Raw genomic sequence first — 21,606 nt, forward strand, 5'->3', positions numbered from 1 at the left:
TGACGGCGCTCGAGGTCACATTTAACTTTGAGCTCGATTAGGTTCAACCATGCGTCCTGGACGACCCCTGACACCGGCCGGTACCCGGGAACCGTCCGACGTCCGGCCGTCGGACGCCGTCGGACGCCGTCGAGCGAGGGGAACCTTCATGTACGTCCAAGTCGACCTCCGGACACCACCCGCCACTTCCGTCGAACTACAGGAAGCCGACGACTTCCGCGCCTTCAAACTCGTGGTCCTGAGTCCGGACGGACGCCCGGACGGCCTCGAAGACGCACTCCGGGACGTGGGCTCGATCGGCCCTGACGGGGACGCGTACCTGCGGATCGACGCCGTCCGCCGGCTGGCCGGCGACACTGCCGAGGACCCGGCGTGGACGACCGCCTTCGACCAGATGATCGACTACGCGCGCTCCCGTGGGTGGGTCGCCGGTGACGTCACGCTGCGCGCGCACCAAGAGCTGCGCCAGGAATCGGCGTGATGGCTCCCGCCCCCACCCCTCGCTCCGCGACGACGTCCCGGACCATGCCGCCATCCGACGACTTCCGCCGCGTCATCGGGCACTTCGCCAGCGGCGTCACCGTCGTCTCGACATGGCGGGACGGTCGGCCCTGCGGCACCACCGTCAGCGCGGTCAGCTCTCTGTCACTCGATCCACCGATGCTCCTGGTATGCATGAACGAGCGGTCAGCCACGGCACGGGCGATCAGCGCTTCGGGCCGCTTCGCCGTGAACATCCTGCGCGAGGACCAGGCCGCGACCGCCGAGAGGTTCGCGCGCAAGGGCGACGACAAATTCGCGGGAGTGCCCATCTGCCGGGAGCCCGGTGGGCTGCCCCTGCTCGTAGGGGCTCTGGCCACCCTGGAGTGCCGGGTGGTGCGGGAAGTCGTCGGCGGCACGCATTCGGTGTTCCTGGCGGAGGTGGACCGGGCCCGCGCCCGCGCAGGGTCTCCACTCGCCTACTTTCGAGGCCGCCTCGGCGGCCTGGATGACGAACTCTGGAGCCCCGCACCGCAACGAGCGACCGTTCGGGAGGAGGACCGATGAGCATTGACCGAGTGACCGGCGGCACCGGCGCCCGGGCGGGCGAAGCCGAAGTGCTGCGCCGGTTCATCGACGCCATCAACACCTGGGACTTCGATGCGATCCGCGACATCCTGGACCCCGACTGTGTCTTCGAGATGCCGTTCGCGCCCGGTGACTTCCCCCGCCGTATCGAAGGGCGGGCCGCCACCATGGAATTCCTCAGCCGTATGCCTGACTTCATCGAGCCGGAGAACCTTCACGACGTAACCATTCACGCCTTCACCGACGATCCGGCAGAGCTCCTGGCACAGTACCGGAGCGCGACGCGGCTGCGGAGCACGGGCGCGGAATACCGCAACTCCTATGTGGTCCGGGCCCGGGTGCGGGACCGTCGACTCCAGCGTTTCGCCGAGTACTTCGACCCGGTCCCGCTCGTCATAGCCATGGGAGGAACCGTACAAGTGCCCCCGGCGTAACGGCCCGTGCCCCGCTGCCACTGTACGGCGCTTCCCCGTGGGCCGTTTCCACGCGCTGCTCGATATGGCGGGCGCGGCGCTGCTGGTCTGCGGCGGTACGACGGTGGCGCCGGAGGCCGTGCCGGTGGGATCGCCGCGGTCGGCGCCGATGGCTCACCAGGCGGGTGCTGGACGCCTACCGCACCGCACTCGTCGTCCCGGTGGTCATGGCGCCGCTGGGGGCGGCGGTCTCCGCCTTCGGCCTGCGCAACGCCAGGCGCCAGGCCCCCGGCCAGCAAAAGGGCGCGGCGCCAGCGGCCCGCGACGAGGTCAGCGACGGCGCTCCGGGATGAGTGCCCCTGCTCCTGATCCGCTTGCCTGATCGGCGGGTTGATGGCCCAACCAGCGGTGGGGCGCCAGCCTCACACCCTGGCACGCCCGCCGTGGCGGGATATTCATCCCAGGTCCGGCCGTCAAGCGGACGGCTGCCGGCTTTCGGGGTCAGCCACCGGCCTGCGGGCCGGAGGCTGGGGTCCATGCCGGGTATCACCCGACCGCACCGCGGAGGACGGTATCGACGGTGCGGTGGGCGAAGACCGTCAGTTCTTCCGGATCCTGCTCTCCGAAAGTGGAGGCCCACAGAGCGAAGCGGCCGAAGAGGGCCGACCAGAGCGTGGTGGCCGCGTGTTCGACGCCATCGGGCCAGTGCCGGCCTTCGGTCTCGCAGGCGTGGAGGGCGGCGAGCCACTGCTGCCACAGAGCGCGAGCGGGATGGGCATCGCGCGGTATCCCGAAGGCGGTGGCGTCATAGCCGAACATGAGGCGGTGAACGCCACGTTGGGTGCGGGCGAAGGTGTAGTAGGCGTCGGCTTGGGCTTGCAGCCGCTCGCGGGCATCGGCTCCGCAGTCGACCGCTTCGGCGTCGGCGTCGCGCATGGCAGCGACGAGACGCTCGTAGCCGTCTTCGGTGACCGCACGGGCCAGCTCATCCTTGTCGGCGAAGTGCAGATACATGCTCTGGGCGGCGATGCCGACTTCGCGCGCGACCTCCCGGAGGGAGACGGGAAGGGCGTCGTTCGCCACCTTCTCGTCGAGCAGGCGGCCGACGGCCGCGAGGATGTCCTGGCGCAGCCGCTCGCCCTGGCCTCGGGCGTTGCGCCTGCGTACGGTGGTGGATGGCTGGTCGTTCACCTTTCTCATTGTGGTCCATCAGCTGCTTCGGGGAGGTCGCCCGGCCGGTCGACCTCCCCGAAGCAGCTACGCCTGCCCGAGGGCACGCGTGGCCGTGGCCATCGCCCGGCCGGCCGCTGGGTACCCGATGTACGGGACGGTGTGGAGTACGGCTTCCAGGATCTCCTCCGGGCTGAGTCCGTTGGCCCGGCCTGCCACGACATGGTTGCTGATCTCTGTCTGATGTCCTTGAGCCATCAGCACGCCGAGGGTGATCAGGCTGCGGTCGCGCCGGGCGAGCCCCGGACGGGTCCAGATGTCCCCGAAGACGTGCTCCAGGGCCAGTCGGCCCATGCTGGGTACGGGGCCTTCCCCCTCGGGCGCGGCCTTCAGGTTCGCGGCCATGAAGTCCGCGCCCAGCATCTCCTCCACGACCTGCTCCCCCGCCGCTCGGCGCGCACTTGCCGTGCGCTGTGCGTCGGCGGCCCCGAGGTCTTCGGTCCTGCTCATGGCTGTTCTCCGTTTTCGGGTACGGTCAGGCGGGACAACATGCCCAGGCCGGTCGCGGTGGTGGTCCCGGCGTCCACGGGGAGCACCGTGCCGGTGATCCAGCGTGACTCCGGGCCGGCCATGAAGAGCGCGGCCCAGGCCAGGTCCCAGGCGGTGCCCTCCAGTCCCAGCAGATTGGCCTTGCGGCGCATCTCCCGGCCCTCGGCCCCGCCCTGGTCCCCCATGGGGGTGTACAGGTGCCCGGGGACCAGGCAGTTGACGCGGATGTTGTCCGGCCCCCAGGCGTGGGCGAGGTCGACGGTCAGGGACTGCAAGGCGCCCTTGCTGGAGCCGTAGGCGCCGGTGCCGAAGCCGCGCAGGCCGGCGATGGACGAGACATTGACGATCGAGCCCCCACCGCTGCGGACGAGATGCGGGTGGGCGGCGCGGGCCACCAGCATGGGGGCGGTCGCGTTGACGGCGAAGACCCGGTCCCAGTCGGCGCGGGTCGCCGTCTTGATGTCCCCCTCGGCGGTGACGGCCGCGTTGTTGACGACCGCGTCGAGCCGGTCCGCCGTGAACGCGAAGGAGTCCACGGCGTCACCGACGGCGTCCTCGTCGGTGATGTCGGCCACCAGCGTGACGGTCTTGCCGCCGGCCTCCTCGATACGCGTGCACGTGTGCGCGGCGCGCTCCTCACTGACGTCGAGAATCCCGACGGTGGCGCCCTGCGCGGCGAGCAGCAGTGCGGTCGCGGCTCCCGTGCCGAGGAAGTCTCCGCTGCTGCCGGCACCGGTGATCAGCACCGCCTTTCCCTCCATACGCCTGCCGCGGCCGTCGAGGTAGCCCCCGACGGTGAACGCGCCGGTGCTCACCAGGTCACCGGCAAGGACTTCAGGCCGTACACGGCGGTCTCGCTCTTGAAGTCCAGTTCGTCCTCGGCGACGGCCAGCCGCAGCCCGGGGATCCGTTCGAAGAGGCGGGGCCAGGCCACCTCCATCTCGACACGGGCGAGGTTCTGGCCCAGGCACTGGTGGGTGCCGAAGCCGAAGGCGACGTGGTTGCGGGGGTTGCGGCCGATGTCGAGCCGGTCGGCGGGGCACTCGTCCGTGTCGAAGACGCGCGGGTCGTGGTTTCCGGCGACCAACGAGACGATGACGCCCTCACCCTCGCGGACCAGCTGCCCGCCGATCTCCACGTCTTCGAGAGCGACACGGCGCGGGTTGACGGCGACGATGCTCCAGTAGCGCAGCATCTCCTCCACGGTGCTGGCCGCCAGCTCGGGGTGGGCGACCAGCCGTTCGCGCTGGTCGGGGTTGACGAGAAGCGCGGTCAGGCCCAGACCCAGCATGTTCGCGGTGGTCTCGTGTCCTGCTCCGGTCAGGAGCGCGACCAGACCGGGCATGGTCTCGGGCGGGAATCCGTCCGGACCGGAGTGGTCCGCGAGGAGACGGCTGATCATGTCCTCGCCGGGCTCGCGACGCTTGCGCTCGATGAGATCCGTGTAGTACGCGATCGCCTCCAACTGTCCCTGGACACGCTCCTCGTGCGTGGCGGTCAGGTCGGCGCCGAGGTCCGCGTGCTTCTGGAAGACGTCCCGGTCCTCGTAGGGGACGCCCAGGACGAGGCAGATGGCCCGGGACGGCAGGGCGAGCGCGAACTCCTGGACGAAGTCGACGGGACCGTCCTTGGCGAGCATGGCGTCGATCAGCTCGTCCGTGATCCGCAGGAGCTCGTCGTACATGGCCCGGGTGCGCTTGACGCTGAACTCCCGGGTGAGCATCTGCCGCAGCCGGGTGTGCTCGGGATCGTCGAGGCGCAGGAAGAGGCCGCCCTGCTCCTCGCGCTGGGTGGACCAGTCGAGCGGGTACTTGGGGTGGCGCACGTCGGCGCTGAAGCACTGGCTGCCCAGGACGGCGCGGATGTCCTCGTGCCGGGTGGCGAGCCAGTGCTGCGAGCCGTCCCAGATGGTGACCTTGTGCAGGCCGCCGGCCTCACGGAACTCGGTGTGCTGCGGCGGCGTGCTGAAGGGACAGGTACGTGGGGTCGGGAAGAAGGGCGCCTCGCTGTCGGGTGCCGGGGTGGGGGGTGCGGAGGTGGTCATGTCGCCTTGCCTTCTTTCGAACGTCTTTGTTCTGGGTGAGTTGCGAGTACGCGGTCCGCCGACGCCTATGCGGCGGACGGAGCAGCTGCGGGCCATGCGGCCCGGTCGAGGACGACCCGCCGCCAGGTGCGTAGGGAGCGGGCCATGCCGTTGCCCAGGCTCGGCCCTCCTCCGTCGCGGCGAGCCGGTGCTCGCTGCGCCGATGGCGCCCACTCGCCGGGTCTAACCAGGCCGCCATGTCACCCGCGGCCCAGATGCCCTCGCCCGCTCGCCCGGCCTTGTCGCACAGCACGCCTTCGAAGCCGTCGCGCTTCCGATCGCCGAGCGGCACACCAGAGTCGGCGAACCAGCCCACGGCCGGGCGAGCACCGACGGCGACCAGCACGTTCGTCGCGTCGTCGACGCTGCCGTCGTCCAGGGCCGCCCCCGTGGTACGGCCGGTCTCGGAAGGCACCTCGGTGACGTCGACACCGCACCGCAGGTCCACTCCGGCAGCGCGATGGCGTTCGGCGAGCATCTGCGCCACCTCCTCGCCCAGCACGCCGACCATGGGGAGCGCCAGCGGGTCGACCACCGTCACCGGTACGCCCATGCCTCGAGCGACGGTCGCCGCCTCGGCCCCGACGAATCCGGCGCCGACCACGACCGGCCGACTACCTTGGGCGAGCGCGTCACGAAGCCGGAGCGCGTCCGGGAGGCCGCGCACGACCTGGCTGCCGGCCAGACCGACGCCCAGTGAGACGGGACGCACCGCAGCCGCTCCGGTGGCGACCACCAGCGCGTCGTACTCGCACGTCGTGCCGTCGACCAGACACACCTGGCGGGCAACAGCCAGGCCCGCGGCCGACGCACCGAACACGATGAGCCGCCGCGGTTCCGGAGCGGCAGTCACATCAGCCCTTCTCGATCAGAATTGCGGCAGCCGGACACACCTGCGCGGCCTCTCGTGCGGCGGCTTCCTGCGCCGTCCCGGGCTCCGGGTCGAGCAGCACCACGATGCCGTCCTCGTCCCGCTGATCGAACACCTCCGGGGCCACAAGCACGCACTGCCCGGCAGCGCAGCATTTCTCTTCATCGACCGTTATCTGCACCCAACTGCCTTTCCCGTGAGCACAGTTCGGGCTCTTCCGTCCCCAGCCGTGCATGACCTGACACGCATCACCTTACGGATGTCTGGTTAGAGTGGGCAAGAGATCGCGAAAGCGGCATGCGGAACGCCCACTTCGGCATCGCGCCACCGACCGGCGAACGCAAGAAGACAGGGGATGCGGACGACGCCCGAAAGCCGCTATGGGCTGATGGACGGTGGTGAGCGGCGGATCGGCGATCTGGGCGACGGCCAGGTCTCCGAAGCCGAGCGGCCTTGTCTTCGCCATGTGAAGGGCGAGTTGTACGCCGGCCCTTGACAGCTTCACCAGCCCGCAACACGATACCGACCACACCCCACGTGTCCTCAGCGCTATGGGGAACGCTTCCGGTGGGAGCGCTCCCAATCTCGCTGCCGACCTTCGGCCGCGTCATCCCTGCCGGAGAGTCGCCGGCACAACGGGACGTCGTACCACCGCACTTCCTCAGCGCGTCGCACGCTCGTGACCGAGAGCGTGCGACACACCCCTGTCAGGAAACCGAGGTACCGTCATGCGCCGCAGACTCCGCGCCCTGGTGACAGCGCTCCTCGCGCTGCCGCTGGCGCTCGCCGTCGCACCGTCCGCCCACGCGGCCGACCCGACCACCATGACCAACGGGTTCTATGTGGACCCCGACTCCAGCGCGAAGAGGTGGGTTGCCGCCAACCCCGGCGACGGCCGGGCGCCCGCGATCAACGTCTCCATCGCCAATACCCCGATGGCCCGCTGGTTCGGCTCCTGGAGCGGCACCATCGGCACCGCCACCGGCGCGTACGTGGGCGCCGCGGACCACGGGGACAAACTGCCCATCCTCGTCGCCTACAACATATACAACCGCGACTACTGCGGAGGGCACTCCGCGGGCGGGGCCGCCTCGCCGTCCGCCTACGCGACCTGGATCGCCCAGTTCGCCGGGGGGATCGCCGACCGCCCGGCGGTCGTCATCCTCGAACCGGACTCTCTCGGGGACTACGGTTGCATGACCCAGGCTCAGATCGACGAACGCGAGGGCATGCTCACCGGCGCCCTCGCCCAGTTCAGCCGCCAGGCCCCCAACACCTGGGTCTACCTCGACGCCGGCAACCCGGGCTGGGCGGACCCGGCGACCATGGCCCGGCGCCTCCACGAAGCCGGCCTCCGACAGGCCCACGGCTTCTCCCTCAACGTCTCCAACTACTTCACCACGGCCCAGAACACCGCCTACGGCAATGCCGTCAACAGCGAACTCAACGCCCGCTACGGCTACACCAAGCCGTTCGTCGTGGACACCAGCCGCAACGGCAACGGGGCCAACGACCAGTGGTGCAACCCCTCGGGCCGCCGTATCGGCACACCCACCCAGCTGGGCGGAGGCGCCGAGATGCTTTTGTGGATCAAGGCCCCGGGCGAATCCGACGGCAACTGCGGCGTCGGGGCCGGATCCTCGGCCGGACAGTTCCTCCCCGAGGTCGCCTACAAGATGATCTACGGCTACTGATCCGGGACTCCCGTGGTCTGGATCATCCCTGCCCCGCCGGGCAGCTGCGTGCGGCAGCCGGTGACGAGGCCTCTTCGGGTCCGCGGCGGCCAGTTCGCCTTCCAGGAGCAGCGGGCGCATCCAGGCGAGCAGGTCGATGGCGGTCAGGGACAGCTCCAGCCACGCTTGGCTGATGGCGAAGTGACGGGAGGGAAGCGGCCGAGGCCCGTGGTCTTCGCCTCAGCGGATGCGGTCCTCGACCCGTGCGTGCGCGCGGTGGCGGACCTCCAGATGCTGCAACGGGCCATCACCTCAGGGGTTCCGGTGAGGAAGACCTGGTGGCGCATGCCCCCGTCCAGGTCGGACAAGGACAGCTGGGCGCCGGGATGCGGGCGTTCCCGACGGACGGTGATCCGTGTGCCGTCCGGATAGTCGGCGAGGGCGATCACACCGGTCAGCTCGGCGGCCTCCGCACCGGTGCGGAGGCCGCCGAGCTGCTCAAGCGCGGGGTGCCGGACGTGCTCGGGCCGGCGCGGATCACCCGGCGGACCGGCTCGGTGACGGGATACCCGACCGAGTAGAAGGTGTGGATGCCATGCCCGCGAGGGCCGCGTAGGTAGGTCAGGAACGCCTTGGCGCCTGCGGCGCGGTCGGCGCGGATGAGGAGATCGGCGCTGTGGCGGTGGGCGTCGGGGAGCTGCGCCAGGGCCGCGTTCGTAGGTGGCCGCCGCCTGCTTTTTCCGAGTGACAGGTGATCAGCGTGGCATCGATGTCCAGGACCGGGCCGGGTAGGCCACGTCCACCGGCCCGCGAAGCCGATATTCCCGTCCGGTTCTGGGCGGCTTGCGGCGAGGCGATCTCCCGCGCGACGGCCCGGGCGGTACGCAGTAGCGACCGCTCCAGGGAGCTGCGGGATCGCGCCACCCGCCCGCACGGCCGTCTCGGCGTCAGCTACCGGTTCTGGCTCATTGGCGCGTGACGCTGCGCATCAGTTCCTCGAGGTCGCGTTCACCTGTCGGGGTCTGCGCCCCGTTGCGCAGTCCTCGGCCCATCAATTGCTGAACAGCAGGCAAAGCAATCTGAGTGGCCCACGCCTCGTTCTCACGGAGGAGTCCGTCCGTGATGTGTTCGGCAGGCAATGCGCGCTTGGCCGCTTCGATGACACCATCGGGCAGGGCAGCGATATTGCGGGCGATACGGTCGACGTACTCATCGAGTTGGTCGGCCGGCAGAGCCCGGTTGATCCAGCCGTAAGACGCTGCGGTCTCGGCATCGAACAGGTCCGCGGTGAGCACCACCTCCAGCGCACGGTTGCGGCCCACGCGGTCACGGAGGTACTGCGTTCCGCCCCCGCCGGGGACGATGCCCATGAGGGCTTCGATCTGGCCGATTCCGGCGGTCTCGGCGGCGGCGAATGCCATGTCCGCCGCGGCTACGAATTCCGCCCCGCCTCCCCGGGTCTTCCCGGCGAGCTTCACGATGGTCACCTGGGGCTGATGGCGGAGGAGTTCGCCCACGGCCTGGAACACATTGACGTCCGCCGGCGCCGACGCGGCGAGCTGCTCCAGAACGTCCGTCGTCTCCCCGATCCGCATGTCCACATGAGCGAGGAAGAACTCCGGGTCGGCGCTGGAGAAGACGATCACCCGGACCGATGAATCGCCCCTCAAGCCGTCCAGCGCAGTGCGGAGCTCGCGCATCATCGTCGCGTCGAGCACGTTCACCGGCGGATTATCGAGGACGATCCGGGCGACGCCGTCTTCGATGCTCACCCGCAGAGTCGAGTAGACATTGGTGGTCAAGAGGTTCTCCATTTAGTAACCGATAGGTGTGTAGGTTTGCGATGCATACCTACCGTCGGCGACGCTGCTGGGACCGTCAAGAACGCACTCTGGGAGAACCAAGGATCATGAGGGATACCGACCCGCACGGCGTTGACGAGGGAACACACATCGTTTTCCGGGCGGACTGCCCCAGCCGACCGATACTCGACCAGATAGCAGACAAGTGGTCGATGATGGTCATGGCGCTTCTGGAGCGGCCCATGCGGTTCAATGAGCTGAAGCGCCGCTTGGAAGGTGTGACGCAGCGTGTCCTCACTCAGACACTGCGCCGTCTTGAGCGGAACGGCATGATTCAGCGGAAAGTACTGCCGACCTCACCGGTCGGCGTCGAGTACTCGCTCACGGCGCTGGGCGAATCCCTGCGCGAGCCATTCGGGCATCTTTACAGCTGGACTGTCGAGCACGGCGAGGAAATCCAGAACTGCCGGCGGGCGTACGACAGCAGGGCTGACACATAGCCGCCTGCTCACTCACCTATACGACCCCTGCAACCTGCAGTTCCTCTACCAGGGCAAGTCCCGGTGAGCAAACGTATCGGGTCATACCCGCGCGTCCGCGTCGAGGGCGACCGCTGTGGGGTGGTGTCCCAGGCCGGCGGTGTACTGCTGGTGGAGACGGCCGGCAAGACCCGTCTGGACCAGGCGATATCGGCAGCGTTACGCCATGGCGGAAGCGACGTGCGGTGCACGATCCGGGGAAGAACCTGCTGGATGTGGCACGCGCAGTCGCACTGGGCGGGGCTGCCTCGCGGACGTGGGCGTGTTGGGGGCCAACGGGCCGTGTTCGGGCCGGTGGCCTCCGACCCGACCATCGCCCGCCTGATCGACACGCTCCCGCGTGGCGGGAAGCGGGCGCTGACATCGATCCGGCAGGCCCGCGCTGAAGTACTTCTGGATGCCGCCGAGGAGCACGGGAAGCGCGGGCTATTCCTCCAGCACGGCCAGCGCCTCTTCGTCGAGCACGATGTCGCCGACGGCGAGGTTCTCCTCGAGGTGGTCGAGGCTGCGGGTGCCCGGGATGAGAAGCGTCTGCGGCCCCCGGGTGAGCACCCATGCCAGCCCGACCTGGGCCGGGGTTGCGCCCAGCCGCGTCGCTACCTCCCGCACGGCGGGCTGGTCGGCGACCTTCGGCAGCTCCGGGAACCCCGACCCGAGCGGGAAGTACGGCACCCAGGCGATGCCGTGCTCACGGCAGAGGTCGAGCACGGGCTCGGACGAACGGTCGACGAGGCTGTAGGCGTTCTGCACGCAGACGACGCCGGCCGGCAGGGCGTGCCGTAGCAGGTCGGCGTCGACGTGGCTGAGGCCGATTCCACCGAGCAGCCCGGCGTCGCGCAGGGCGATCAGCTCGGCGAGCTGGTCATCGAAGTCGACCCGCTGGTCGGCTGGGATTCCTTGCGTCCGGTACATCGGGTAGATGTTGACCACGTCGAGGCGCTCGGCGCCCAGCGTGCGCAGGTTCGCCTCCAGTTCGGAGCGCAGTTCGGCGGGTTTTTGCGCCGGACGCAGCCCGTACTGGCCGTTCGGGTCGCTGGTGGCACCGACCTTGCCGGCCAGCACCAGGTGCTCGGAATAGGGGTGCAGTGCGGCTCGGATGCGCGCGTTGACGCGGCCCGCTCCGTAGAACTCGGCGGTGTCGATGTGGTCGACGCCCAGCTCGACGGCCCGCCGCAGCACGGCGAGGGCCTGCTCGTCGTCGCCGTGCTCGAGCTGCATCGCGCCGTAGCCGATGCGGGCGACGGGACGTCCGGCGAGAGACGTGAGCCCGCCGGGGTGTGGGCGTGCGCCCGAAGTGGTGCCGGTGGTGGTCATGGTGGGACTCCCGTGGAACGGTAGGCTCACGGCTAAGCGGAGGGACCTCCGCAACGTATCACAATCGGAGGTGCCTCCGCTTCATGGCTACTGTCAACCGTGAACCACGCCTGCGGGCCGACGCCCAGCGCAACCGGGACCGCCTCCTCAAGGTGGCCCGCGCCGCCTTCACCGCCGGACAGACACCGACCCTGGAGGCCGTCGCCCGCGAGGCCGGCGTCGGGATCGGCACGCTCTACCGGCACTACCCGACCCGCGAGGCGCTGATCGAGGCGGTCTACCGCGCCGAACGCGCGCAACTGTGCTCCCGCGTGGAACCGCTGCTCGCCGAGCACGAGCCCGTCACCGCACTGCGCACATGGATGGACGACTACGCCGACTTCATCGCCACCAAACGCGGCATGGCCGAGACACTCAAGGCGATCACCGCCGAGGGCACGGTCGCCTCCGCCCGCGCGCGAGCGAACATCAACGGCGCCGTCGGCGCGCTGATCGCCGCCGGGGCGCGAGAGGGCACGCTCCGGGCAGACGTGCGCCCCGACGACGTCGTCAGCACCCTGGTAGGGATCTTCCTCGCGACAGACGACCGCGAGCAGGCCGGGCGGATGCTCGACCTGCTCGTCGACGGCTTGCGGGCCGGAACGTCAGCGAAGCGCGGCTGACGGGGCCGGGCGCTTCTCCCAAGTGCCGAGTTGCAGGAGGGCCGTCGCCGCGATGATCGCCGCGAAGACCTCACCGGGCAGGGATGAGTCGGCCAGCAGCGCGTCGACATTCTCCGGACAGCTCGCAGGGCCGGACCTCCGGCTCCTGGCCGTGCGCCTCACCCAACGGGCAGCCCGGCTGCCCGGCGACGCGACACTCTTGTGCAGGGTGCCATTCAGCGCGGCCTCGGTGAACCGGCCACCGGACGGCCTGTGTCCAGCATCGCCTCGCACCACCAGCGGCGCAGGGCCCCCTCGGCGTCCTCCGGCGCGGCCGCCAGGAGCTCGCGGTAGAACTCCATCCGCCGCTCGCCCTCGAGCGCCGCCGCGATGCCCTCGGCATTCCGCGGCACCCCCAGCCCCGCGAAGATCCAGGTCGTCGCGACCGTCAACATCGACGAGTACGTGTACGAGGCCCTCCGCGTCGACGCCGACGGCTTCCTGCTGAAGGACGCCCCACCGCCCGAACTGAGCGGCGCGTCGCGCACCATCGCCCGCGGCGAGTCTCTCCTGGCCTCCGCCGTCACCCGCGCCCTGATCGGCCACTCCGCCGAACGCGTACGTCTCTCCGCCGCCCCGGCGTGCCTCCGAGCGCGAACACCTCATGTCCTCACTCTCCGCGAGCACGAGGCCCTCCTCATCAGCGAGGACCTGTCCAACACTGGAATAGCCACCGACCAGTCGGGCCGCACTCGCCGTTCGTGCACGAGCTTATCCAGCATCTGGAAACCGTCGGCTCCGACGCCGCGCCGAGGCTGCTCGGAACCGATGCCAAGGGCCGCGAAATCCTCAGCTTTCAGCATGGTGAAGTCACGACCGCCTTCCGGGCCCGTAACTGGTCGACCTCCCAGATCACCGCCGCGGCGCAGCTGCTGCGCCGACTGCACGACGCAACCACCGGCACGCCGATCGCCGGCGGCAAGGAGACGGTGTGTCACAACGATTTCTCCCCGCTCGACGTCGCCTTCGTCGGCGGCATCGCCGTCTCCGCCTTCGACTTCGACCAAGCGGCGCCCGGCCCCCGCACGCGTGACCTCGCCTACGCCGCCTGGCTGTGGCTGCCCGGCGCCGACATCGCCCGCCCTCTCGACAGCGACAGCCATCTGGCCCTCTTGCGCACCTTCCTCGACGCGTACGGGCTTAAGGACGAGGACCGTCAGGGCTTCGGCAGGTGCCTTGTCGCCCGGGTCGAGGAGCGCGACATGCATGACCGTGCCGGACGCGTCACCAGCCCGGGGACTGGCTGCATCTTGAGATCGCCTGGTTGAGCGAACATGTCGACGCCATCGACTGGTTCTTGAGAAACAGAAACTGACGGATGACCAAAGTGGCCCCCAAATGATCGACGAGTGGCGTTATCGACGCCGTGGCCTCGCACTCAGCCCGTCAGCGTGGGGTGAGACCGACCGCTTGCCTGTCCCGCTCAGGCGGGACACGTTGTTGTGTCGGCGCGGAGGAGTCAGGCCCAGGGTCCGGGTCTTCCCGTCTCCGGTTGGGGCAGCGATGCGGGGTCTGTGAATACCGGCATGCCGAGATCGACCGGCTGCGGTCGGCCGTCGGTGGAGGTCCGGTTGAGGCTGGTGAGCTTGGCCATGGCGGCGTTGAGACTGACCTGGAGTCCTTCGACCTCGCCGAGCCAGCCGCTGGCACGGGCCTCGGTGATGCGGTCCCGGAGGTTGGGGATGATCTCGATGAGGCGAGGTCGCTGCTGCGGATCAAGCTGGAGCACAGGACAACGGATGCAGGCTTCTCTGAACTTTGGGGGCCGTTTCGTCTGAAAGCCTCTGATCTGCAGCTCTCTGAAACCGAATTAGTGATGGCAGAGGAATCACAGCGAGACGTTCCGGAGAGCAAGAGCCGCTCCGCCTGCCACCTCAGTACTGTGACTTCGCATGACCGACACCGAGATCGAGATCACCGCAGACCTGGTCCGTGACCTGCTGCAGGAACAACATCCAGACCTCGCAGGGCTGGCCATCCGCGAGGTGGCGGGCGGCTGGGGCAACCAGATGTGGCGCCTCGGGGATGAGTTGGTCGTGCGCATGCAGCGCATGGACGTCACCCCGGAGCTCCAGCTCAAGGAGCGGCGGTGGCTGCCCGTGCTGGCCCCGCGCCTGCCGCTCCCGGTGCCGGCCCCGGTGCGGTTCGGTGAACCGTCCGAGCGCTTCCCCAAGCACTGGACCGTGATGACGTGGGTTCCCGGCGAGCCGCTGGACCACGGCTCGATCAGTCGCAGCGCCCACGCGGCCGACACGCTGGCGGGCTTCCTCCGGGCGCTCCATGTGGAGGCGCCCGCCGAGGCGCCGATCGCTACGGACCGCGGTGCCCATCCCAGGAACTGCACGGACGGCTTCGAGAACTTCTTCCAGGCCGTCGCCCCCCACGGTATTGCCGACGACGTCCGGGCCGTCTGGGACGAGGCTGTAGCGGCCCCCGCGTGGGAGGGCCCGCCGGTGTGGGTGCACGGCGACCTCCATCCCGCGAACGTCGTCGTCTCGGACGGCACGCTCACGGGCGTCGTCGACTTCGGTGCCCTGTTCGCCGGCGATCCGGCGTGGGATCTCGCCGCCGCATGGGTCCTGCTACCTGCGGGCATGACCGCGCGGTTCTTCGACATGTACGCGCATGCAGACGAGGCGGCGATCCGGCGCGCCCGCGGGCTGGCCGCTATGAAGAGCCTCTTCCTAATGCTCATGGGGCAGAACGGAGATCGGGGCCTTCCCGGCGGCAAGCCGAACTGGGGACCTGTAGGCCAGGCGGCACTTGATCGTGTTCTGAAGGGCGTTTGATGCACGCTTCTTTGAACTTGTTCTCGATCTTAGCGCGGGAGCGACGGCTCCCTTCGGCCGCAGTCGCACCAGCGCTGTTCGGTCGGGTAGAAGCGGTACCGATACGCCGGCTACTTCACGTGAGTGATCATAAATCACAAACTAGCAGATCAACTTGTGACCACCTGACTGGTTGTCGGCAGTCGACGCCGAATCGCCCCGGCGGCGGCTCGGCTCTCCCTGCCCCGCTGCGCAGGAGTCCGATACCTCCCCCGCCTGAAGGCGGGGGTTTCCACGGAGGATCCCGATGACCGAGGCACGTGGCTACTGCACCCTCTGCAAGTCACGCTGCGGCGCGATCTACACCATCGAATCGGGGGCGATGGTCAGTGTGCGTCCGGACCCGGACCACCCCACGGGTACGGCGCTGTGCCCGAAGGGCCGGGCGGCGCCCGAGCTCGTGCACAGCCCGGCTCGGCTGACCCGGCCACTCCGCCGCACCACACCGCGAGCCGACCCCGATCCGGGGTGGAAGGAGATCAGCTGGGAGGAGGCGATGGCGGAAATCACCGACCGGCTGGCGGAGTTGCGGGACACCACCGGGCCGGAGTCCGTCGCCTTTTCGGTGACCTCACCCAGCGGTACCCCGATGAGCGACGCCATCGACTGGGTGGAGCGGTTCATCCACCTCTACGGCAGTCCGAACGTCTGCTACGCGACTGAGATTTGCAACTGGCACAAGGACTTCGCGCACGCCTTCACCTTCGGCAGCGCGCAGCCGGCCCCGGACTTCGCCGACACCGACCTGACGGTGCTGTGGGGGCACAACCCGGCCAAGACCTGGCTGGCCCGGTCGGCTGCCCTGGCCGAGGCACGAGCGCGGGGAGCCCGCCTGGCCGTCATCGACCCGCGCCGCTCGGCCGACGCGACGCAGGCGGACCACTGGCTGCGGGTACGGCCGGGCACCGACGGCGCCCTGGCGCTCGGACTGGCCGACCTCGTTCTCCGCCGCCACGGCGGCGACCAGGAGTTCCTGCGGGCATGGACCAACGGGCCGCTGTTGGTGCGTGAGGGCGACGGCCGCTTCCTGCGGGCGGACGAGCTGGGCCCCGGCGGCGTCGGCTACGTGGTGTGGGACGAGCACGGCCGTGGGCCCGAGCCGTACGACACCGCCTGGGCCGCCGTCGCTCCGCGGCGATTCGCTCTGCGCGGCACCTACCGGGTCCGCACTCGCTCCGGCACGATCACCTGCCGACCGGCGTTCCAGCACTACCTCGACGCCGTGGCGGCCTGGCCGCTCCAGCGCACGTCATCGGTGACAGGGGTGGACCCCGACACGCTCATCGCGTTCGCCGACGACCTGGCCACCGCACGCTCGGTCAGCTACGGAACCTGGACCGGAGTCGGCCAGCACGCCGACGCGACACAGACCGAACGCGCAATCGCCACCCTGTACGCGCTCACCGGCTGCTACGACGCACCCGGTGGGAACGTCGTTCTGCCGCAGCAATCACTCGCCAGGATGGCCCTGCCGCCGACACCCGAGCAGGCGGTGAAGGCACTGGGCCTCGACGAGCACCCCCTCGGCCCCCCTGCGTCCGGCTGGGTCACCGCGCGGGCCCTGTGCAGGTCGATCATCGACGGGAATCCGTACCGGGTGCGGGCCCTGGTCTCCTTCGGCGGGAACCTGCTGCTGTCCCAGCCCGATCCGGTGCGCATGGCCGAGGCCCTGCGGCGGCTCGAATTCGGCGTGCACATCGACCTGTTCGAGAACCCCACGGCGCAGTTCGCCGACATCCTCCTGCCCGCCAACACTCCCTGGGAGCGAGAAGGGCTGCGGGCCGGCTTCGAGGTCTCGCACCGTGCCCAGCAGCGCGTACAGCTACGCCCCCGCATGCTCGACCCGTTCGGCGAGTCCCGTTCCGACCTCGACATCGTCTTCGACCTCGCCAACCGCCTGGGTCTCGGAGACGAATTCTTCGGCGGTGACATCCAGGCGGCGTGGAACCATCAGCTCGAACCCCTCGGCCTCACCGTGGGCAAGCTCCGCGCGGCCCCCGGCGGCATGGACGTGCCGCTGCCGATGCGGTACCGGAAGTACGCCGAGACCGCACCCGACGGGCAGGTCACCGGATTCGCCACACCAACCGGGCGGGTGGAGCTGTACTCACAGCGGCTGCTCGACCATGGCTACTCCCCGCTGCCCGAATCCGCCGGACCACCCACTGACCCCGACTTGCCACTCACCTTGAGCTGCGCCAAGAACGGCTACTTCTGCCACAGCCAGCATCGCGGGCTGTCGTCACTGCGCAAGCGCTCGCCCGAACCCCTCGTCGACATCGGCGAGCGGGCCGCCGCGGACCGGGACATCACCGACGGTGACCTGGTGGAGATCACGACGCGCAAAGCCGCCGTGCGGATGCGTGCCCGGGTCGACCCCGGCCTGCACCCCGACACGGTGGTCGCCGAATACGGATGGTGGCAGAGCGCTCCCGACCTCGCACTCCCCGGGTCGGACCCGCTGGCCAACGGCGGACAGAACTACAACCTGCTCATCGACGACACCTCACACGACCCGATCAGCGGCTCGGTGCCGCTGCGCTCGACCCCCTGTGACATCCGCCGGATACCGACCGAAACATGGTCCGGGCCGCGCGAGTTCATCGTGGAGTCGGCCGACGACATGACCGAAGACATCCGGGAGCTGCTGCTCCGCCCGGCCGACGGCCGTCCGCTGCCGGAGTTCCGGCCCGGCCAGCACATCACCCTCGCCGAGGCCGGTGCCCCTGGCACCACCCGGGCTTACTCGCTGACCGGCGCGGCATGGAGCGACGAACTCGGAACGTATCGGCTTGCGGTCCGACGGATCGACGGCGGCGCGTTCTCCCCGATCTTGCACCGCGACTTCACGGCCGGAGCCCGGGTGTTGGTGACCGCGCCGTCCGGCCTGTTCGCGATCCCGGTCGACCACGACCAACCGGTGGTGCTGCTCGCGGCCGGTGTCGGCATCACCCCCTTCCTCGGCTACCTCGAGACACTGGCGTCCACCGGCGGCTCGGTCCCCGAGGTGGTCCTGCACTACGGCAACCGCAATCGCAGGACCCACCCATTCGCGGACCGGTTGCGGAAGCTCGACAAGGCCATCCCGCGGCTGACCGTGATCGACTACTACAGCCGCCCGGATGCCGAGGACGTGATCGGCGTGCACTACTCGGCCTCCGGCCGAGTCACCGCCGAGCACATCGACGAGGAGCTGATCCGCCGACGCGCCCGCTTCTACATCTGCGGTCCCCAGGCGATGATCGACGCCGTGACCGCCGGGCTGACGGCTCGCGGAGTCCCGAAGTTCGACATCTTCGCTGAGCGATTCCAGCCCGCTACGCGCAACGTCGATTTCCCGGCGGGCGCCGCCGCGACCGTACGTTTCGTCCGCTCGGACCGCGAACTGACCTGGACCCGGGCAGACGGCACGCTGCTCGAATTCGGCGAGAAGGCAGGCCTGACGATGCCAAGTGGATGCCGCCTCGGCCAGTGCGAGAGCTGCGCCGTCACCGTCCTGAACGGCAAGGTCGCCCACCTGGTGGCGCCGGCCGACGACCTGCCCGGCGATCAAGTCCTGACCTGCCAAGCGATGCCGGTCACGGACATCGTGCTCGACATCTAGGGTTACTCGGCCAAGACGGCAAACTTCGTGGGGCTGCTGGTTGGGGTGTCGGCGAACTCCGGCAGCACTGCCGCGGCGCTCCCCACGCGCGACCGTGCCCGCCTCCGGTGCCGGGGGGAGGCGGGCAGTCCGTGGGGGGTCTCGCGTGGTCAGACGTGCGTTGAGTTCTTCCCGTACGGCGACTCGGTCACGAGCTCCGGCGCAGCCGCGGGCTCGGGCGCGGGGCCACCTTCACTGAGGCCGAACCGCCCGTGGAGCTTTCGCAGGAAGCCGGGCGCGTACCATGCCGAGTGGCCGAGCAAGCGCATCGCGGCGGGAACGAGGATGGCGCGTACGGCGACGGCGTCGATGAGAATGGCCAGTCCGCTGCCCAGGCCGAACAGCTGCATGAAGCTGAGCTTGGCCGTCCCGAACGCGAAGAAGCTCACCGCGAGCAGGCAGGCCGCCGCGGTGACGATGCGTCCGGTGTGGCCGAGGCCGTTGGTCACCGCGGACTCGTTGTCCTCGCCGAGATCGTGGAGTTCTTTGATCCGGCTGGTGACGAACACCTCGTAGTCCATCGAGAGGCCGAAGGCGATGCAGAACATCAGCACGGTCATGGACACATCCATCGGCTGGGCCGTGAAGCCCAGCAGGGAGGAGAGGTGGCCGTACTGGAAGATCCAGGTCATGACGCAGAGGGTCGCTCCCAGGCTGATCAGGTTGAGGAGCAGCGCACGCAGCGGCTGCACGACGCTCCCGGTGAACAGGAAGAGCAGGAGGAAGGTGGTGACGGTGACCAGGGCCACGGCGATCGGCAGCCGACTGCCGACGGAGTCCTTGGAGTCGACCAGTACGGCGTCGACTCCGCCCACCTGGGGGTGTGATCCGGCGGGCGGGGCGACCGCCCGCACCGTCTGGACCAGGCTCTGGGCCTCGTCGGACTTCGGTGACAGGGTGCTCACCACGTTGATCTGCTGCGCATCGGGGCGGCCGAGGGCGGTGTTGCCGGGGGCGGTCGCCGTGGACCGTCCGGCGACGTAGGTTCCCGTGCTGGTCTCGACGCGGACGACGCCGTCGAGCCCGGACAGTTCGACCGCGTACGACTCCAGTGGGGCCTTTCTCACGGATTTGTCGATGACGACATGGAGGGCCGCGTCGTCGTTGCCGTTGAACTTCTCCCGCAGTACGGACGAGACCTGGCGGCTCTCGGCGTCATCGGGCAGCACGCGTTCGTCCGGTGTGCCGAAGGTGATGCCAAGGAGCGGGCTTGCCGCGAGCAGCAGGATCGCGAGTACGGGCAGCGCGGTGAGCGCGGGCCGCCGCATGACGGTGCCGGCCAGCCGTCCCCACATGGGTGCCCGGGTGTTGGAGCGTTCACGGTTCACCCTCGCCCACGGCAGCCGTCCGCTGTTGACCCGGTGCCCCAGGACGACGAACAGGGCCAGCATGACGAACAGGGTGCTGACGGCTGCGATGACGACGACACCGACCCCGGCATAGCCGAACGAGCGCAGGAAATACTGCGGGAACACCAGGAGTGCCGCGAAGACGGAGACATCGGTGACGCTGCCGAGGACGAAAAGCTCCGCGAACGTGCCCGCGATGGCGATGATTCCGATCGCCAGTGGCAGCAGGGCTGCGACCATGCTGCCGAAGACGAGCAGGAGCAGGAGCAGGGTGAGCGGCACGGCGATGGACTCGGCCAGGACGAGATCCTCGCCTGACTGCATGCCCATCTCGCTGGTCACTGCGGAGCCGCCGCCCACCTGGACCGTGAGTGCGTCCTCGTACGGTCCGGTGTAGGCGTCGATGACGCTCTTGGCGTTCTCATCCCGCTTGGTGTCGTCACCCTGCACATGGGCGAGCACCATGGCTTCGCGGCCGTCCTCGGAGCGAAGGTCGGGGCTGGCCGTGTCCCAGAACGAGATCACGTTCACAAGGTTCTGTTCCTTCTTGAGGTCGGCCACCAGGGCCCGGCCACTGCGCTGGGCGGCCGGGGCGTCGATGCGGCCTTCGGAGGCACGGGCCAGCAGGACCAGGTTCGTCTCCCCGCCGAACTTCTCGTCGATGACCTTCCCGGCCCGGGAGGACTGGGAGGCCGGGTCATCGTAGCCACCTCTCAGCAACTTGCCGAACGCGCCGGCGCCCAGGCACCCATGAGGGCCACAGCCACGACGGCGACGACGAGTACCAGCCGGGACCGGCGAATCGCCAGTTCGGCTATGCGTTCAAACACGCACGATCTCCTTTGGTGTCCATACGTGAAAGCGACGCGAATCGGCCGGAGTTGCCCCGCCCTCCCTGCGCCAGCGACGCCTGACCGCGGCCACACAAGAGATCCTGGACGCCGCCGAGCGCCACATCACCGAGCACGGACCCGCGGCCCTGTCCCTGCGAGCGGTCGCCCGCAGCCTCGGAATGACCGTGCAGGCGCTCTACCACTACTTTCCGAGCCGGGACGCCCTCGTCACGGCGCTCGTCACCAAGGCGTACGACGACTTGGCCGATGCCGTGCAGGCCGCTGTCGACACCGCGGCGGACCACCCGGTCCCGCCGCGTCTGGTGGTCGCGGCCGAGGGGTACCGCCGATGGGCCATCGCCCATCCCGAGCGCTTCCAGCTCCTGTACGGAACACCGCTGCGGGACTACGCGGCACCCGCCGAGGGCCCGACCACCCAGGCGACGCGCCGGATGAGCTCGATCTTCGAGCGCGAGATGTTCGATGGGTTCACCACGGAGCAACTTGCCGCAGCCGACACTCCCGCGCTCTCGTCCTCGCTCCGGACACATCTGGAACAGCTGCCACATTACGGTCTGGGGTACCTGCCGCCCCCCGCGACCGCTCTCCTGCTGAGCGCTTGGGGACACCTGCACGGCCTCGTCGTTCTGGAGGTGTTCGGGCACACCTCTTTCGTCGGTGACCACCAGGCCGAGATCTTCCGCATGGCGATGCGGAACCTGCTCGCGGGCATCCACCGCCGGATCCCCGCACCCGTGGCCCCGCCGCAT

General features: G+C 69.4%; 22 protein-coding genes and 3 pseudogenes. 14 read left to right on the forward strand and 11 right to left on the reverse strand.

All coding sequences use genetic code 11. The features are described from left to right. Positions 1–148 precede the first annotated feature (148 nt). The 4 genes from ACMTAK_RS03495 to ACMTAK_RS03510 all read left to right on the forward strand — a co-directional run bounded on the left by ACMTAK_RS03495 (position 149) and on the right by ACMTAK_RS03510 (position 1,834). The gene (locus tag ACMTAK_RS03495; RefSeq protein WP_413804763.1) at positions 149–481 is read left to right on the forward strand and encodes a hypothetical protein; all 333 of its coding nucleotides are present in this window, start codon (positions 149–151) and stop codon (positions 479–481) included. 44 nt (positions 482–525) lie between these two features. Then, on the forward strand, positions 526–1,047 hold the full coding sequence (locus ACMTAK_RS03500; RefSeq protein ID WP_413804764.1) for a flavin reductase family protein: 522 nt from the start codon (positions 526–528) through the stop codon (positions 1,045–1,047). After that, on the forward strand, positions 1,044–1,502 hold the full coding sequence (locus tag ACMTAK_RS03505; protein ID WP_413804765.1) for a nuclear transport factor 2 family protein: 459 nt from the start codon (positions 1,044–1,046) through the stop codon (positions 1,500–1,502). Before ACMTAK_RS03500 ends, ACMTAK_RS03505 begins: the two co-directional genes overlap by 4 nt. Before the next feature lie 164 nt (positions 1,503–1,666). Then, positions 1,667–1,834, forward strand: coding sequence for a hypothetical protein (locus ACMTAK_RS03510; RefSeq protein WP_413804766.1), 168 nt, complete (start codon positions 1,667–1,669; stop codon positions 1,832–1,834). A gap of 193 nt (positions 1,835–2,027) precedes the next feature. On the opposite strand, the gene ACMTAK_RS03515 is transcribed toward ACMTAK_RS03510, so the two are convergent. From ACMTAK_RS03515 to ACMTAK_RS03540, 6 genes are read right to left on the reverse strand one after another with little or no spacing between them, the layout of a single operon-like run. Beyond that, positions 2,028–2,681: a TetR/AcrR family transcriptional regulator gene (locus ACMTAK_RS03515; RefSeq protein ID WP_413804767.1), complete on the reverse strand. Its 654-nt coding sequence runs from the start codon at positions 2,679–2,681 to the stop codon at positions 2,028–2,030. A 57-nt stretch (positions 2,682–2,738) separates the two neighbouring features. After that, complete coding sequence (locus tag ACMTAK_RS03520) at positions 2,739–3,161, reverse strand: carboxymuconolactone decarboxylase family protein (RefSeq protein WP_413804768.1); 423 nt, start codon at positions 3,159–3,161, stop codon at positions 2,739–2,741. Beyond that, a complete protein-coding gene (locus tag ACMTAK_RS03525; RefSeq protein ID WP_413804769.1) occupies positions 3,158–4,015 on the reverse strand; it encodes an SDR family NAD(P)-dependent oxidoreductase in 858 nt (285 codons plus the stop codon). The genes ACMTAK_RS03520 and ACMTAK_RS03525 overlap by 4 nt, the downstream gene beginning before the upstream one ends. Further along, the gene (locus tag ACMTAK_RS03530) at positions 4,012–5,244 is read right to left on the reverse strand and encodes a cytochrome P450 (protein WP_413804770.1); all 1,233 of its coding nucleotides are present in this window, start codon (positions 5,242–5,244) and stop codon (positions 4,012–4,014) included. The genes ACMTAK_RS03525 and ACMTAK_RS03530 overlap by 4 nt, the downstream gene beginning before the upstream one ends. After that, on the reverse strand, positions 5,135–6,136 hold the full coding sequence (locus ACMTAK_RS03535; RefSeq protein ID WP_413804771.1) for an FAD-dependent oxidoreductase: 1,002 nt from the start codon (positions 6,134–6,136) through the stop codon (positions 5,135–5,137). The genes ACMTAK_RS03530 and ACMTAK_RS03535 overlap by 110 nt, the downstream gene beginning before the upstream one ends. A 1-nt stretch (position 6,137) precedes the next feature. Beyond that, positions 6,138–6,335 (reverse strand): ferredoxin, encoded by a 198-nt coding sequence (locus ACMTAK_RS03540; RefSeq protein WP_413804772.1) that lies wholly within the window; start codon positions 6,333–6,335, stop codon positions 6,138–6,140. A 174-nt stretch (positions 6,336–6,509) separates the two neighbouring features. Between ACMTAK_RS03540 and ACMTAK_RS03545 the strand changes: the two genes are divergently transcribed. The 3 genes from ACMTAK_RS03545 to ACMTAK_RS03555 all read left to right on the forward strand — a co-directional run bounded on the left by ACMTAK_RS03545 (position 6,510) and on the right by ACMTAK_RS03555 (position 8,408). Then, positions 6,510–6,650 (forward strand): hypothetical protein, encoded by a 141-nt coding sequence (locus tag ACMTAK_RS03545; protein WP_413813272.1) that lies wholly within the window; start codon positions 6,510–6,512, stop codon positions 6,648–6,650. Between the two features lie 232 nt (positions 6,651–6,882). Continuing rightward, a complete protein-coding gene (locus ACMTAK_RS03550; protein ID WP_413804773.1) occupies positions 6,883–7,848 on the forward strand; it encodes a glycoside hydrolase family 6 protein in 966 nt (321 codons plus the stop codon). A gap of 317 nt (positions 7,849–8,165) precedes the next feature. Further along, positions 8,166–8,408, forward strand: a complete 243-nt coding sequence (locus tag ACMTAK_RS03555) for a hypothetical protein (RefSeq protein WP_413804774.1) — start codon at positions 8,166–8,168, stop codon at positions 8,406–8,408. Positions 8,409–8,792: 384 nt separating this feature from the next. Here the strand turns inward: ACMTAK_RS03555 and ACMTAK_RS03560 are convergent, their stop codons facing one another. Further along, positions 8,793–9,629 (reverse strand): enoyl-CoA hydratase/isomerase family protein, encoded by an 837-nt coding sequence (locus ACMTAK_RS03560; RefSeq protein ID WP_413804775.1) that lies wholly within the window; start codon positions 9,627–9,629, stop codon positions 8,793–8,795. 107 nt (positions 9,630–9,736) lie between these two features. Between ACMTAK_RS03560 and ACMTAK_RS03565 the strand changes: the two genes are divergently transcribed. Beyond that, positions 9,737–10,129 carry a winged helix-turn-helix transcriptional regulator gene (locus ACMTAK_RS03565; protein ID WP_413804776.1) on the forward strand — a complete coding sequence of 131 codons (393 nt, stop codon included), beginning with the start codon at positions 9,737–9,739 and terminating at the stop codon, positions 10,127–10,129. 63 nt (positions 10,130–10,192) lie between these two features. Continuing rightward, positions 10,193–10,558: pseudogene (locus tag ACMTAK_RS03570) on the forward strand (transposase); the annotation flags it as partial. Between the two features lie 36 nt (positions 10,559–10,594). Here the strand turns inward: ACMTAK_RS03570 and ACMTAK_RS03575 are convergent. Continuing rightward, entirely contained in the window at positions 10,595–11,482 is an 888-nt protein-coding gene (locus ACMTAK_RS03575) for an aldo/keto reductase (RefSeq protein ID WP_413804777.1), read from the reverse strand. 83 nt (positions 11,483–11,565) lie between these two features. Between ACMTAK_RS03575 and ACMTAK_RS03580 the strand changes: the two genes are divergently transcribed. Further along, positions 11,566–12,144 carry a TetR/AcrR family transcriptional regulator gene (locus ACMTAK_RS03580; RefSeq protein ID WP_413804778.1) on the forward strand — a complete coding sequence of 193 codons (579 nt, stop codon included), beginning with the start codon at positions 11,566–11,568 and terminating at the stop codon, positions 12,142–12,144. Between the two features lie 215 nt (positions 12,145–12,359). Here the strand turns inward: ACMTAK_RS03580 and ACMTAK_RS03585 are convergent, their stop codons facing one another. Next, positions 12,360–12,578, reverse strand: coding sequence for a hypothetical protein (locus tag ACMTAK_RS03585; protein WP_413804779.1), 219 nt, complete (start codon positions 12,576–12,578; stop codon positions 12,360–12,362). Positions 12,579–12,884: 306 nt separating this feature from the next. On the opposite strand from ACMTAK_RS03585, the gene ACMTAK_RS03590 reads away from it, so the two are divergent. Beyond that, a complete protein-coding gene (locus ACMTAK_RS03590) occupies positions 12,885–13,451 on the forward strand; it encodes a hypothetical protein (protein WP_413804780.1) in 567 nt (188 codons plus the stop codon). Positions 13,452–13,642: 191 nt separating this feature from the next. Here ACMTAK_RS03590 and ACMTAK_RS03595 read toward each other — a convergent pair whose 3' ends face one another. Beyond that, entirely contained in the window at positions 13,643–13,912 is a 270-nt protein-coding gene (locus tag ACMTAK_RS03595; RefSeq protein WP_413804781.1) for a hypothetical protein, read from the reverse strand. A 163-nt stretch (positions 13,913–14,075) separates the two neighbouring features. Here ACMTAK_RS03595 and ACMTAK_RS03600 point away from each other — a divergent pair, with 163 nt between their 5' ends. Both ACMTAK_RS03600 and ACMTAK_RS03605 read left to right on the forward strand, forming a co-directional pair. Next, positions 14,076–14,972 (forward strand): aminoglycoside phosphotransferase family protein, encoded by an 897-nt coding sequence (locus tag ACMTAK_RS03600; protein ID WP_413804782.1) that lies wholly within the window; start codon positions 14,076–14,078, stop codon positions 14,970–14,972. Positions 14,973–15,258: 286 nt separating this feature from the next. Beyond that, positions 15,259–18,615, forward strand: a complete 3,357-nt coding sequence (locus ACMTAK_RS03605; protein WP_413804783.1) for a molybdopterin-dependent oxidoreductase — start codon at positions 15,259–15,261, stop codon at positions 18,613–18,615. 149 nt (positions 18,616–18,764) lie between these two features. On the opposite strand, the pseudogene ACMTAK_RS03610 reads toward ACMTAK_RS03605, so the two are convergent. Continuing rightward, positions 18,765–20,833, reverse strand: a pseudogene (locus ACMTAK_RS03610) (MMPL family transporter). A gap of 65 nt (positions 20,834–20,898) precedes the next feature. Between ACMTAK_RS03610 and ACMTAK_RS03615 the strand changes: the two are divergent. Further along, positions 20,899–21,588 (forward strand): annotated as a pseudogene (locus ACMTAK_RS03615) (TetR/AcrR family transcriptional regulator); the annotation flags it as partial. Between the last annotated feature and the right edge of the window lie 18 nt (positions 21,589–21,606).

The sequence above is a fragment of the Streptomyces lacaronensis genome (assembly GCF_047337785.1).
GTDB lineage: Bacteria > Actinomycetota > Actinomycetes > Streptomycetales > Streptomycetaceae > Streptomyces > Streptomyces lycopersici.